The organism is Pseudaminobacter soli (ex Li et al. 2025) (assembly GCF_029892515.1).
GTDB lineage: Bacteria > Pseudomonadota > Alphaproteobacteria > Rhizobiales > Rhizobiaceae > Pseudaminobacter > Pseudaminobacter soli_A.
On the sequence record NZ_JARXVF010000001.1, the window covers coordinates 1,486,481 to 1,499,151 of the forward strand.

General features: G+C 64.0%; 9 protein-coding genes and 1 tRNA gene. 4 read left to right on the forward strand and 6 right to left on the reverse strand.

Going from position 1 to position 12,671, the window contains the following annotated elements; all coding sequences use genetic code 11:
* Positions 1-14 precede the first annotated feature (14 nt).
* Positions 15-929 (reverse strand): LysR family transcriptional regulator, encoded by a 915-nt coding sequence (locus tag M2281_RS07095; protein WP_280820361.1) that lies wholly within the window; start codon positions 927-929, stop codon positions 15-17.
* A gap of 99 nt (positions 930-1,028) precedes the next feature.
* Between M2281_RS07095 and hglS the strand changes: the two genes are divergently transcribed.
* From hglS to M2281_RS07115, 4 genes are read left to right on the forward strand one after another with little or no spacing between them, the layout of a single operon-like run.
* Positions 1,029-2,429 (forward strand): 2-oxoadipate dioxygenase/decarboxylase HglS, encoded by a 1,401-nt coding sequence (hglS, locus tag M2281_RS07100; RefSeq protein WP_280820362.1) that lies wholly within the window; start codon positions 1,029-1,031, stop codon positions 2,427-2,429.
* Between the two features lie 7 nt (positions 2,430-2,436).
* Complete coding sequence (locus M2281_RS07105) at positions 2,437-3,858, forward strand: FAD-binding oxidoreductase (protein ID WP_280820363.1); 1,422 nt, start codon at positions 2,437-2,439, stop codon at positions 3,856-3,858.
* Positions 3,859-3,871: 13 nt separating this feature from the next.
* On the forward strand, positions 3,872-5,404 hold the full coding sequence (amaB, locus tag M2281_RS07110) for an L-piperidine-6-carboxylate dehydrogenase (RefSeq protein ID WP_280820364.1): 1,533 nt from the start codon (positions 3,872-3,874) through the stop codon (positions 5,402-5,404).
* Positions 5,405-5,412: 8 nt separating this feature from the next.
* Positions 5,413-6,648, forward strand: coding sequence for a pyridoxal phosphate-dependent aminotransferase (locus M2281_RS07115; protein ID WP_280820365.1), 1,236 nt, complete (start codon positions 5,413-5,415; stop codon positions 6,646-6,648).
* 38 nt (positions 6,649-6,686) lie between these two features.
* Here M2281_RS07115 and M2281_RS07120 read toward each other — a convergent pair whose 3' ends face one another.
* The 5 genes from M2281_RS07120 to M2281_RS07140 form a co-directional block, all read right to left on the reverse strand.
* Positions 6,687-8,639, reverse strand: a complete 1,953-nt coding sequence (locus tag M2281_RS07120) for a vWA domain-containing protein (protein ID WP_280820366.1) — start codon at positions 8,637-8,639, stop codon at positions 6,687-6,689.
* A 2-nt stretch (positions 8,640-8,641) separates the two neighbouring features.
* A complete protein-coding gene (locus M2281_RS07125) occupies positions 8,642-10,561 on the reverse strand; it encodes a hypothetical protein (protein ID WP_280820367.1) in 1,920 nt (639 codons plus the stop codon).
* The gene (locus tag M2281_RS07130; RefSeq protein ID WP_280820368.1) at positions 10,558-11,211 is read right to left on the reverse strand and encodes a hypothetical protein; all 654 of its coding nucleotides are present in this window, start codon (positions 11,209-11,211) and stop codon (positions 10,558-10,560) included. The genes M2281_RS07125 and M2281_RS07130 overlap by 4 nt, the downstream gene beginning before the upstream one ends.
* Positions 11,212-11,755: 544 nt before the next feature.
* Positions 11,756-11,831, reverse strand: a tRNA-Ala gene (locus tag M2281_RS07135).
* A 263-nt stretch (positions 11,832-12,094) separates the two neighbouring features.
* Positions 12,095-12,481 carry a TIGR02300 family protein gene (locus M2281_RS07140; RefSeq protein WP_280820369.1) on the reverse strand — a complete coding sequence of 129 codons (387 nt, stop codon included), beginning with the start codon at positions 12,479-12,481 and terminating at the stop codon, positions 12,095-12,097.
* Positions 12,482-12,671 lie beyond the last annotated feature (190 nt).

Sequence of the window (12,671 nt, forward strand, 5' to 3'; positions counted from 1 at the left end):
ACCGCCCCCCGGCGCTAGGCGGCGTTCGGACGCCCGGCGCCGACCTGGCTGAGCAGCCAGTCCTGGAAAGCGACGGCAACCTTGTTGGTCTGCCGGCTTTCCGGGAAAACCACGAAGTAGCTGTTCTCGGTCGCCATGGGCAGGTCGAAGAGCGTCGTCAGCGCGCCGCTGCGGATTTCTTCCTCGATCAGGTAGGACGGAAGAAGGCCCACTCCCAGCCCGGAAAGAACGGCGGCGATGATCATCGAGAACTGGTCGAAGCGGTTGCCGCGATAAGCGTTCTGGGCAGCAACGCCGTTGGCCTCGAACCATTGCGCCCACAGGCGCGGCCGCGTCGTGAGGTGGATGAGCGGCGCGTCGACCAGATCCTCCGGGTTCCGTGCCGCCAGCTTCTCGATCGTTTTCCTGCTTACCACCGGCAGGACGACTTCGCTGCACAGGAAGGTGGAGCGCGCCCGCGCCCAGGTGGGCTGGCCGTAGTGGATCGCCAGATCGAAATCCTCCTCGTCGAAATCGAACGGCGTCGACCGGGATTCGATCGTCACGGAGACGTTCGGGTGGGCGTCGAGAAAATCGGAAATGCGCGGCACCAGCCATCTGGTTCCGAAGGTCGGCAGCGTGGCGACTCGCAGCGATGCTTTCATATCGGCCGCAGCCACCGCGCCGATCATCAACTGCTCCGCCTGATGCAGCAGGCGCCGCACCTCGGGCAGCAGCCGCGCGCCGGCCGCCGAGAGCACGACGCGCTGCCTGATCCTTTCGAACAGCAAGAGCCCGGTTTGGCGCTCCAGATCGGCGATCTGGCGGCTCACCGCGCTTTGCGTGAGATTCAGTTCCTCCGCCGCGCGCGTAAAATTGCCATGCCTGGCGGCGCTCTCGAAGGCCTGCAGATTGACGATGTCGGGAACCAGCGTTCGGCGCATGTTCATTCCATTTCCGCATCAAGCCAGCATCCGATCTCATAAGACGGAAAGCAAGACAAGGCATATTAGTTATGGCGAGGATAAGTTGCCGAGAGTTTGAGCGTTATGACTTCGAACCACGTTCCTGCCGACGAGATCCGCGCGGCCTTCTCCGCCGCCATGTCGGAGATGTACCGGGCGGAGGTTCCCGCCTATGGCACGCTGATCGATCTGGTGCGTCAGGTGAACGATGAAACCCTCGCCAAGGACCCCGCCCTGCGCGAGCGACTTGAGGACACCGACACGCTCGACCGCATTTCCGAGGAAAGGCACGGCGCGATTCGCCTCGGCACCCCCGCCGAGCTTTCCATGATGCGCCGCGTTTTCGCGGTCATGGGCATGTATCCGGTCGGCTATTACGACCTGTCGACGGCCGGCGTTCCCGTCCATTCGACCGCCTTTCGCCCTGTGGGCGAAAAGGCGCTGAGCAAAAACCCGTTCCGCGTTTTCACCTCGCTTCTGCGGCTCGACTTGATTGCCGACGAGACGCTGCGCCGGGAAGCCGAGGAGATCCTGGCAAAGCGCCGGATCTTCACGGAGACGGCGATCGCGCTGACGCAGAAGGCGGATCGCGAGGGCGGCCTCGACAAGGCGGACGTCGACCTGTTCGTCGTCGAAGTGCTGGAAACCTTCCGCTGGCACGACAAGGCCAATGTCAGCCTCGAAATGTACCACCGTCTCCACGATGCCCATCGGCTGATCGCCGACGTCGTCTCCTTCAAGGGGCCGCACATCAACCACCTGACGCCCCGCACGCTCGATATCGACGCCGTGCAGGCCCGCATGCCCGAGCATGGCATTGCGCCCAAGGCGGTCGTCGAAGGCCCGCCGAGCCGCAAGTGCCCGATCTTGCTGCGCCAGACGTCGTTCAAGGCCCTGCAGGAAGCGGTGTCCTTCGCCGACGCGGACGGCAGCTGGAAGACCGGCTCGCACACCGCACGCTTCGGCGAGATCGAGCAGCGCGGCATCGCCCTGACGCCGAAGGGCCGTGCCCTTTACGATGATCTGCTGAACCGCTCGCGTGCGGTCATCCGGCCTGCCGCCGACGGCTCCAATGCCCGCGAATATGAAGCAGCACTCGCCGAAGTCTTCCAGGCGTTCCCCGATAATTGGGAGGACATTCGCGCCAATGGCCTGGGCTATTTCACCTATTCGCTGACCGAGAAGGGTCGCACCAGGCGACTGCCTGACGCGGCGGTTTCGCTCGAAGCCCTTATCGCCGAAGGTCTCATCCGCTTCGATCCGATCGTCTACGAGGACTTTTTGCCGGTCAGCGCCGCTGGTATCTTCCAGTCGAATCTCGGAGACGATGCGCAGCAGGAATTCAAGGCAAGCCCCAACCAGCTTCGCTTCGAAGCGGATCTCGGCGCGGCAGTGCTCAACGAGTTCGATCACTACGCGGCAATCGAGCAGGGCTCGATCGAAGCCTGCCTGCGCGTGCTGACCGCCCAGGAAGCCGCGGAATAGGTTTTTGATGATCGACCGGGCGCACAAGCAAGCGTTTCTGCAAATCCTCGGCGAAAAGGGCCTCGTCGAGGACGAGCACGACATTGCAACCTATGAGACCGGCGCGCGCTACGACCGTGGAAAGGCAGCATTGGTGCTGCGCCCGCGCACCACGCAGGAGGTCTCCGCGGTCGTTGCCTACTGCGTCAGGAACGGCATCGCGCTCGTGCCGCAGTCCGGCAACACCGGGCTCGTTTCGGGCTCGACGCCGGATGCTTCCGGCAACGAGATCGTGCTCAGCCTCGATCGCGTGACGCAGACCTTCGAGCTCGACCTCGACAACCGCTCGCTGAAGGCCGGTGCCGGCCTCCGACTTTCGGAAGTCAACCGGCGGCTGGAGGAACATGGCTTGTTCTTCCCGATCGATCTCGGCGCCGACCCATGCCTGGGCGGCATGGTGGCCACCAACACCGGCGGCTCGCGCTTCCTCCGGTACGGCGACGTTCGCCGCAACACGCTCGGCCTGACCGTCGTGCTCGGCGACGAAAACGGCACAGTGCTGGAACTGTCCTCAGATCTTCGCAAGAACAACACCGGCGTCGACTGGAAGCAGCTTTTCATCGGCACGTCGGGCGCTTTCGGCATCGTCACCGAATGCGTGCTCAATCTGGAAAAGACGCCCCGCCAGGCCGCGACCGCGCTTCTGGTGCCGCAGAGCGCAGCGCATGTCATGCCGCTCCTGCGCGCCATGGAAGATAAACTCGGCGTCTATCTCTCGGCCTTCGAGGGCATGTCCGGCAACGCCGTTGCCGCCGCGCTCGACCATGTGCCGTCGCTGAGGAATCCATTCCAGGGCGGCATCGTGCCGTCCTATGTGATCCTTGCCGAGATCAGCCGGACCTGGGCCCCGCGCGAGGGGGAACAGGGGCTCGATGCCGTGCTGGAAAACGTGCTCGCCGAGATATGGGAAAGCGAGGAGGCACCGCTTGCCGACGCCTTCGTCGGCCCGGCCCATGAGACCTGGGCGCTGCGCCACGCGCTGTCGGAAGGCGTCAAGCATTCCGGCAAGCTGATTGCCTTCGACCTCTCCTTCCGGCGCGGGCAGATCATGGCGTTCTGCGAGCGCATGAAGGCGGAAATGCCGAGCCACTTCCCGGAAGTGACCATCTGCGACTTCGGCCATATCGGCGATGGCGGCGTGCATCTCAATCTCGTCGTACCGAAGGACTGCGCGGCAGCCTCCGACGCAGACTACGAACGCCGCCTGCGCGACTGGGTATTCCGCATCACCGTCGAGGAATTCGGCGGCAGCTTCAGCGCCGAGCACGCCATCGGCCGCAAGAACCAGGCCTATTACGACCTCTACACCAACCCCGAAATCAAGCGCCTCGCTCAAGGCCTAAAGGCGATAACCTCGCCCGGCCGCCTTGGCACCGTGCGCTTTGGATGAAAAAGGAGCCGTCATGAACATTGCAGCGAAAGCGGTCAACGTCGTCGAGGAAGCCGCCGCGATCCTCTCCAAGCTCGGCGTTGCCGAGCAACTCTACAAGGGCGGTGACATGCCCTCTTACTCGCCGGTCACCGGCGAGGAGATCGCAAGGCTGAAGACCGTTTCCGCCGCTGAAGCCGCAGCCAAGATCGAAGCCGCCGACAAGGCCTTCCGCGCCTGGCGCAACGTGCCCGCCCCCAAGCGCGGCGAACTGATCCGCCTGCTGGGCGAGGAACTGCGCACCGCCAAGGCCGATCTCGGCCGCCTGGTTTCGATCGAGGCCGGCAAAATCACCTCCGAGGGTCTCGGCGAGGTGCAGGAAATGATCGACATCTGCGATTTCGCAGTCGGTCTTTCGCGCCAGCTCTACGGCCTGACCATCGCCACCGAACGTCCCGGCCACCGCATGATGGAAACCTGGCACCCGCTGGGCGTCGTCGGCATCATCACCGCCTTCAACTTCCCGGTCGCCGTCTGGTCGTGGAATACGGCGCTGGCTCTGGTCGCCGGCAACGCCGTCGTCTGGAAGCCGTCTGAAAAGACTCCGCTCACCGCACTTGCCAGCCAGGCCATTCTCGAGCGCGCCATCGCCCGTTTCGGCGAGGTGCCGGAAGGTCTCAGCCAGGTCCTGATCGGCGACCGCGCCATCGGCGAGGTTCTGGTCGACAACCCGAAGGTGCCGCTCATTTCGGCCACCGGCTCGACCCGCATGGGCCGCGAAGTCGGCCCGCGCCTTGCCAAGCGCTTCGCCCGCTCGATCCTGGAGCTCGGCGGCAACAATGCCGGCATCGTCTGCCCGTCGGCCGATCTCGACATGGCGCTGCGCGCCGTGGCCTTCGGCGCCATGGGCACGGCCGGCCAGCGCTGCACCACGCTTCGCCGCCTGTTCGTTCATGAAAGCGTCTACGACACGCTCGTTCCGCGCCTGAAGAAGGCCTATGCCAGCGTCTCGGTCGGCAACCCGCTCGAGACCTCGGCGCTGGTCGGCCCGCTGATCGACAAGCTCGCCTTCGACAACATGCAGAAGGCGATTGCCGAGGCCAAGGCGCATGGCGGCACCGTCACCGGCGGCGACCGCGTGGAGGTTGGTCAGGCGACCGCCTACTACGTCAAGCCGGCGCTCGTCGAAATGCCGAAGCAGCAGGGCCCCGTGCTCGAAGAAACCTTCGCGCCGATCCTCTATGTGATGAAGTACACCGACTTCGACGCCGTGATTGCAGATCACAATGCCGTCGGCGCGGGTCTCTCCTCTTCGATCTTCACGCTCGACATGCGCGAGGCCGAAACCTTCCTGTCCAGCGAAGGCTCGGACTGCGGCATTGCCAACGTCAATATCGGGACCTCGGGCGCCGAAATCGGCGGCGCGTTCGGCGGCGAGAAGGAGACCGGCGGCGGCCGTGAATCCGGCTCGGACGCGTGGAAGGCCTATATGCGCCGCGCAACCAACACGGTGAACTATTCGAAGGCCCTGCCGCTGGCACAGGGCGTTTCCTTCGACATCGAATAGGCGCTGATATGACCGTGATGAACAAGATCGAAGGGGCCGGCTTTGCGCCGGCCTCGCGGATTTCCGCAATCGGCGTTTCCGAGATCCTGGCCATCGGCGCCAGGGCGCAGGCCATGAAGCGCGAGGGCAAGCCGGTCATCATTCTCGGCGCCGGCGAGCCGGATTTCGACACGCCCGACCATGTGAAGCAGACGGCCTTCGAGGCCATGCAGCGCGGCGAGACGAAATACACCGCGCTCGACGGCACGCCGGCGCTGAAGGCCGCGATCCGCGACAAGTTCCAGCGCGAGAACGGCCTTTCCTACGAGCTCGACGAGATCACCGTCGCGACCGGCGCCAAGCAGGTGCTCTTCAACGCGATGATGGCGACGCTCAATCCGGGCGACGAGGTCATCATTCCGACCCCTTACTGGACGTCCTATTCGGACATCGTCGAGATCGCCGAAGGCCGTCCCGTCCTGATCGCCTGCGACGCGGAGGCCGGCTTCCGCCTGACCGCCGAACAGCTCGAACAGGCAATCACGCCCAAGACCCGCTGGGTGATGCTGAACTCGCCGTCCAACCCCTCCGGCGCGGCCTATAGCGCCGAGCACTACCGGCCCTTGCTCGACGTGCTTCTCCGGCATCCGCATGTCTGGCTGCTGGTCGACGACATGTATGAGCACATCGTTTATGACGGCTTCGACTTCGTCACACCGGCAGCACTCGAACCGAGCCTCAAGGATCGCACGCTCACCGTCAACGGTGTCTCGAAGGCCTACGCCATGACCGGCTGGCGCATCGGCTATGCCGGCGGGCCGAAGGCACTGATCAAGGCCATGGCCGTGGTGCAGAGCCAGTCCACCTCGTGCCCGTCTTCCGTCAGCCAGGCGGCGGCGGTGGCTGCCCTGAGCGGCCCGCAGGGCTTCATCGCGGAGCGCCGCGACAGCTTCAAGGCGCGGCGCGATCTGGTGGTGGCGGCGCTTAACGAGATCGACGGCCTCGACTGCCGCATTCCGGAGGGCGCTTTCTACACCTTCGCGAGCTGCGCAGGCATGATCGGGCGGACCACGCCATCGGGCGAGCGGATCGCAAGCGATCGCGACTTCACCAACTATCTGCTCGACGAGGCGCTCGTCGCCGTCGTGCCGGGAAGCGCGTTTGGCCTCTCGCCTTACTTCCGCATTTCCTACGCGACATCCCAGGCCGAACTGCAGGAGGCGCTTGCGCGCATCGCTGCTGCCTGCGCCCGGCTCACCGCCTGAAATCTACGGCGCCCGACATCAAGCGATGCCGGGCGCCGTTATTCGAGCTTGAGGTCGAGGCTGCGTTCCTCGCCTATGCCGAGTTCGATATCGGCCTGCCCCGCGCGGCCATCGGAGTCGCTTGCGACCACCCGCCATTTCCCGGCCGACAAAATCGTCGACATGTCTTCGGACGAACCCACTTCGTAGATCGCGTCGCCGGCGGCCGCACCGTCCGCATCGAGCGCAAAGACGGAATAGACGGTGTTAGCGGCCCGTTCGCCCGCAGAAGGCGCGGCGCTTGCCGTCAGCCGGGCGCCGCCCAGGTCAAAGTCGAGCGCCGACTTGCTGCCGGGCGCCACCATGACCTCCTTGGCCACCGTCACCGTGCCGCTCTTGAGGCCCACGCGCCAGCGTCCCGGCGGCAGGGGCACGCTGGGGGCCGCCTGCTGGATCTCGATCGACTTTGCCGGGGATAGGGCCTGGGCGGGCTCCAGCGTCCAGAACGCGTCGCGCCAGTCTTCGATCGGCGGCGCCTGGGGCCCGAGCCGCGCTGAAAGCGCCAGTTCGCCACCGCCCACGACAACACGCGCCACCCGCTCCTCGGCGGCGCTGACTTCGGCGATTGCCGGCACATCCGCTCCGGCGATCGACAGCGTCACCGGGTATCGGCCTTCGGGCAACACCAGCCGCGGGCGAGCTTGTCCCAAAATGGTCTGCGCCTTGTCGCCCTCGCCGATCCGCCAGGACAGCATGGCCGCGTCATCCAGCGTCTCGGCTTCACCGTCGAGAGCAGCTTCGAGCACCAGCGTGCCGAGCCTGAAATCGAGCGTCACTGCCGCCGGTGCGCCGGGTACGACCGTCGCGAGCGCGGTTGCCTCTAACCCCTTCAGCCTTGCGCCGATTTTATATCGCCCGGGTGCCAGAAGAAGCGAGGGACGGGCAAGGCTCGGAATCTCGACTTTGCCCTGTCCGTCATCCGGCTCCAGCGTCCATTGGACGCCCGTTGCCTCAAGATCGCCGAAGGGCGCAGCCGTCTTGTTCGCGGCAAGCGCAAGATCGAGGCGGCCTGCCGGCACCTCGACCTCATAGGTTTTGCCGTCCTCGCCGGTGACGACGATGCTCGCCTTGCCGTGCGCGTTGGCGGCGCTGGCGATCACCTCATAGGTTCCCGCCGCGAGATCCAGGGACAGGGCGCGGCTTTCGCCGGCATAGACGGTTTCGTGCTTGTCGTTGCTCACCTCCCACCGAACCGGCGCGTCCACGATCGGCCCCAGCCCGTGCACAACGGCAGTGAGCCCGACACGCACGATATGTGGCGGCTCGGGGACAGGCGCCGGTTCCGGAGCGGGCGCCGGCTGCGGCGCAGGTTCGGAGACGACAGGGGCGGCAGCGATCTCTTCCTTGATGGTGTTCAGCGATTGCGTCAGCTGCGGCGCACTGCCGACATCGAAGAACTTGCCGCCGCCATTTTCGGCGATGCAGGACAACTGCGTCGCTTCGCCCTTGGCGAGGCCGAAGCCCATGACATGGATGGTGAGCGACGCGTTGGCTTTCCTGAGCTCGCTGGCGACGGCGCAAGGGTCGGCATGGCATGTCTCGATGCCGTCGCTGACCAGGATGATGGAGCCGCCATTGGCGGGCAGCAGCTTTGCCGCCTGCATCAGCGATTGCGAGAGAGGCGTCTTGCCCCGTGCCTTGAGCGGCTTGAGCTTTTGCTGGACCTTTTCTGCCGAGACCGGCCCCATCTCGACGAGGGTTTCGATGTCGGAGCAATCCGACTTGCGCCGATGGCCATAGGCGATCAAGGCAAGCTGGCCTTCCGCCGGCCATTTGGCGAGCGTCTCGGTCACCACCCGTCTTGCCGCGTCGAGCTTGGTTTCCCCACCTGGCTCCCGCGCCGCCATGCTGCCGGAGGCGTCGAGGATGATCACCGAAGGGGCGGCTTGGTCGGCACGGGCGACGGCGCCCATGACAAGCACGATGACGAAGGCGAGAAAGCTGGATTTCATGCCTAGCATCCCGGATTGCAGGCATTGACCGTCAGCGTGTAGTTGCCGGTCGTCTCCTGCGTGTTCTTCTTGCGCGTGAAGGCCTTGGATATCTTCATGGTCTGTCCGGCCCGCTCCACGTCGAAGGTAACGGGGCCGTCGCTCATGGCGCGCGTCATAATGAAATGCGCCCCCTTGTAGGGCAGTGCATAGTCGATGACCTCCGGCCACAGGCTCAGCACCGGCAGCACGATATGGATGACCTTCACCCTCAGGTCGTCGAAATCGACCGCCGCAGGTTGAAGCTCCAGGCGCAACGTCTTTTCGCGCAGTTCGGCGCGCACCGGCACGCGGAAGAAGGCCGGCGTCATCACATATTGGGTCAGCAAGCCGCCCTGGTCGATGATGGATTTGACCGGGTTGAAGTCGGGCGCGACCTGATTTTTGCTAACGCCGAGATTCTTTTCGTAGATGCCTGGGAAGTCGTCCATCACGAAGGGCTCGATGCGCAGGGTGCGAAAGACAGTTCCCTGGGCCAGCCCCGGAAACAGCACTGGCACGGCATTGTCCCAAGACTTTATACTCTGCGCATTGCCGACAAATTCACCGGTGAGCGCGACCACATCGCCCTTCGCGTCTTTTGGATAGCGCAGGATGAGCTGCCCAGTGATGCCGATCGAATACTGCCACCAGATCCCGCTGGGGGCGCTGAATTCAGCCGTCATCGCGCCCTCGATCGGCCCCTGGAAGGTCTGGCAGAGCCCCTCGAAAAACCGGTTTGCGATGAAAGTGAGAGCTGCGGTCCCCATCTTCTGGTGGGCCAGCAAACGATCGAAGCCTTGGACGGAGATCTTTATCCTGCCCCCCTCCAGCTTGGGCTGGTAGCTGGTCACCCCTTTCCAGCCGAGCTCGATAGTTTCCTTGAGCACGGTGTTCTGCTTGACCGCCGGAACCATACCCACGAGCTTGGTCGGGATGTTTTCCTTTGCCCAGTCGCCGAGGAAATTTTCCGGTTCGACGATCAGGCCGAGATAGAAGTCGATGAATTTCAACCCGTTTATGATCACGTCGAGCTGGTCGCAGACGACGTTGCCGCGCGTGATCTGAGCGATCGCGCGCCGCCCTTCGGCGCGAGCCTGCCTGGCACCGCGCAACCATTCCTTGATCTGGCGAGTTGCCGGGGCGATCGCCGGCCGGATCTCCGGCACCTCCTTGCGCAGCTTTTCCAGATGACGATAGCCGATCGCCCATTGGGGCGCTTCGCCACAAGGCACGGCCTCCTTGCCGTCGTCGGCGAGCTCCTTCAGCCGCTGCGCCAGCTCATCTTTTGCGGGCGATGGCGGCAGATCGCCGACGCGCTCCAGCAGCGCATCTGTCGCCTCGCAGATTACCTCGGTGAGCCCGGCCGCTTCCTCCTCGATCTCGTCCTGCGGTATGGCCTCGCACTGATCCTCGGCCTCCAGTTCGGTGACATCGAATTCGGCCGTCCCACTATAGGCATTGTCCGCGTCAGCCGCTTCGACCTGATGCGTACCCGTCACCTTCGGCGTGAACAGAATCTCGAATTTGCCGTCCTTGCCCACCTCGGCGTTGAGCACCGTCGGCTTCTCGGGCCGGAACATGGCGGTCACCTTTGCCGGGGCGTCATCGTCGGAACACTTGCTTTCAGGCTCCGGGCCGTCCGGCTCGAACTCCTGCGGCGGCGTGACGGTGACCAGAAGCAACTTGCCCGCGAGATCGCGCGAAGTGATGCCGCTGATTCTTACCGCCTCGCCGCGCACCGTGGCGATCTTCTCCCCGGGCACGGCCATGGCACCAGCCGGCTTGTCAGCAATCTCGACGGCGAGATAGATCTGGACCTGCCTGCTGCCGCCCGCGTCTTGGGCAAGCGCCTGGATCGCACCGAGAGAAAGAAAGAGCATCAGCCACAGAAGCCGCCTCATGGCGCGCTTCCGGGCGGCATGAAGGTGAACTGGTCGTCCGAAAGTTTTGGGTCGGCCACAGGCTCGATCAAAAATATGCGCTGGTCGATCATGCCGGCCGGACTGTCCGGCGCGGTATCTACCAGAACCTTGCGAACCAGGCCGCTGTCCTGGTCGATCCACACCCTCGTCGGCCGCGTCTCCACCGTCACCACGCCGGTGATGCGCTGGTCGGCGGCGATCCTGCGGCAGCGCCGGCCGGCAAGCTCGTCTGCGCCATCTTCGCGGGGCTCGATCAGGCCGTAGGTCGGTCCCGGCAGCTTGGCCTGCGGGAAGAAATGCGGCGCGACCAGATTTGCCGAATCCTTCGTCGGCGATTGCGCGGTCAGGAAAGTAACCGCACCCTTGCCGCCGTCATGCACGGTGTGGACGCCTGTCGCCTTCCACCAGCTTTGAAAGGGACCGCCATCGCACCAGATCACCATAGCATCGCCGCCGGCGGCCGGATCCGCGTCGAATCGGAAGAAGAAGTGGCGCGGCGCCCGAAAGAGCGTGCGGAAGCTGTGGCGCTCCGTCACCAGCGGGTTGCCGGGCCATTGGTACCGCACCTCTACGGTGCCTTCGTCGCTGTAGGAGGCAAGTTCGCGATAGCGCGCACTGACGGGACCCATGAGCTCGTCCTCAGGCACCGCGACCTCTTCCTGGCTTCGGGCTGGGCGGATCCCGGTCAGCAAGCCCCCCAGGGCGAAAGGCAAGGCAAAGGTGAAACCGCGCCGCGACAACCCGCCCCCATGGCCTGGCGCCAGCGCCGCACCAGAGGACGGCGCTTCGCCGAAGCGCTCCTCAGTTTGAAGATTGTCCCCCGATCGCACCACAGCCCGTCCCCGACCGCAGAAATCAAATTGGTGGCGCGACCATATTGCAATCCGGCCGTTCTTGCCAGCCGGCCGACTGCTCTCGGGTCAACAGTGATTCTCGCGATTCGTGATTCGCCTGTCGCTGATCAGCCGGACTAGTGATTCTTCGACGGTCGGCGGCGGAAGCAGAGCGCGGGGACATAGTCCGCAGCGCGAACCAAAGCTGGAGCTTCCCGGACATCGTTTGCCTTGCGAGAAAAGCCCGGAATACCGCGGATTCAGGAAAACGAAGCCACGCCGCGCGAAGCCGCTGCAGCGTTGGAAAATTCTTTATAAGCTATTGGGATACTGAAGAATTTGGTGGAGCCAAGCGGGATCGAACCGCTGACCTCTTGCATGCCATGCAAGCGCTCTCCCAGCTGAGCTATGGCCCCACAATCCGGTATAACCGGGTGCCGTTTCCGGCGGGAAGGTCGTTCTGGCGTTTCGTCCCGAACCGACCGTGAGGCGGCTTCTAGCGCCCCATTTTGAGAAGATCAAGCCTCTTTTCAGCTTTTTCTCAAACCTGTGCATCGGACCCAAAAAAGGAAGCCGGTTTCCCGGACTTTCGATGCTCAAGCTACTGCGTCGCCCTTGTACGTCCGGACGGACGCAGGGCGATCCGGTGCGCCGGCTATGCGGCGCACCGAAAAAAACATTAGCTCTCGTCGTCGTCGCCGACGCCGATGATGCCCGAGACGTCCTCGTCGTCTTCCTCTTCGTCCTCGAGGAAGGTGTCATCGTCATCGCCGAGGTCGACATCTTCCTCGTCGTCGATGGAGATGATGTCCTCATCGCCCTTGGTCTCGTCATCGGCATCCTCGAGCGAGACGACGTCTGCGCCCTCTTCTTCGTTATCGATGCCGCGTTCTTCGACCTCGTCCTCCTCCTCTTCGACGACCTTGCTAGGAGTCGTCGTCTCGAAGAAGGAGAGCGGGTAGGACTTGCCCGTGTAGGGCGAAACGATCGGATCCTTGTTGAGGTCGTAGAACTTACGCCCCGTTTCGGGATCGATGCGCTTTGTGCCAAGCTCTGGTTTAGCCACCGTAGATCCTCGTTTGTAAAGGTTGGTCCCCTTAACCGCAGTTTAGGGCCCTGTCAAAGCTAAAAAACCGCGAAATTTCGCGCTGCCGTAAGCCTTTGAAGTGCTTGCCCCGACAAGGGGATGACCGCCGGCACCACCCATGATAGGAGACCGCGCCAGCAACAGGAAAACCAGCCTTTTCCGATTTTGC

Bases quoted from the DNA above. Each gene is read 5' to 3' on its own strand.
- M2281_RS07125 (WP_280820367.1), bottom strand. From the start codon at position 10,561: ATGAGGCGGCTTCTGTGGCTGATGCTCTTTCTTTCTCTCGGTGCGATC.
- amaB (WP_280820364.1), top strand. From the start codon at position 3,872: ATGAACATTGCAGCGAAAGCGGTCAACGTCGTCGAGGAAGCCGCCGCG.
- hglS (WP_280820362.1), top strand. From the start codon at position 1,029: ATGACTTCGAACCACGTTCCTGCCGACGAGATCCGCGCGGCCTTCTCC.
- M2281_RS07130 (WP_280820368.1), bottom strand. From the start codon at position 11,211: ATGGGTCCCGTCAGTGCGCGCTATCGCGAACTTGCCTCCTACAGCGAC.
- M2281_RS07120 (WP_280820366.1), bottom strand. From the start codon at position 8,639: ATGAAATCCAGCTTTCTCGCCTTCGTCATCGTGCTTGTCATGGGCGCC.
- M2281_RS07095 (WP_280820361.1), bottom strand. From the start codon at position 929: ATGAACATGCGCCGAACGCTGGTTCCCGACATCGTCAATCTGCAGGCC.
- M2281_RS07115 (WP_280820365.1), top strand. From the start codon at position 5,413: ATGACCGTGATGAACAAGATCGAAGGGGCCGGCTTTGCGCCGGCCTCG.
- M2281_RS07105 (WP_280820363.1), top strand. From the start codon at position 2,437: ATGATCGACCGGGCGCACAAGCAAGCGTTTCTGCAAATCCTCGGCGAA.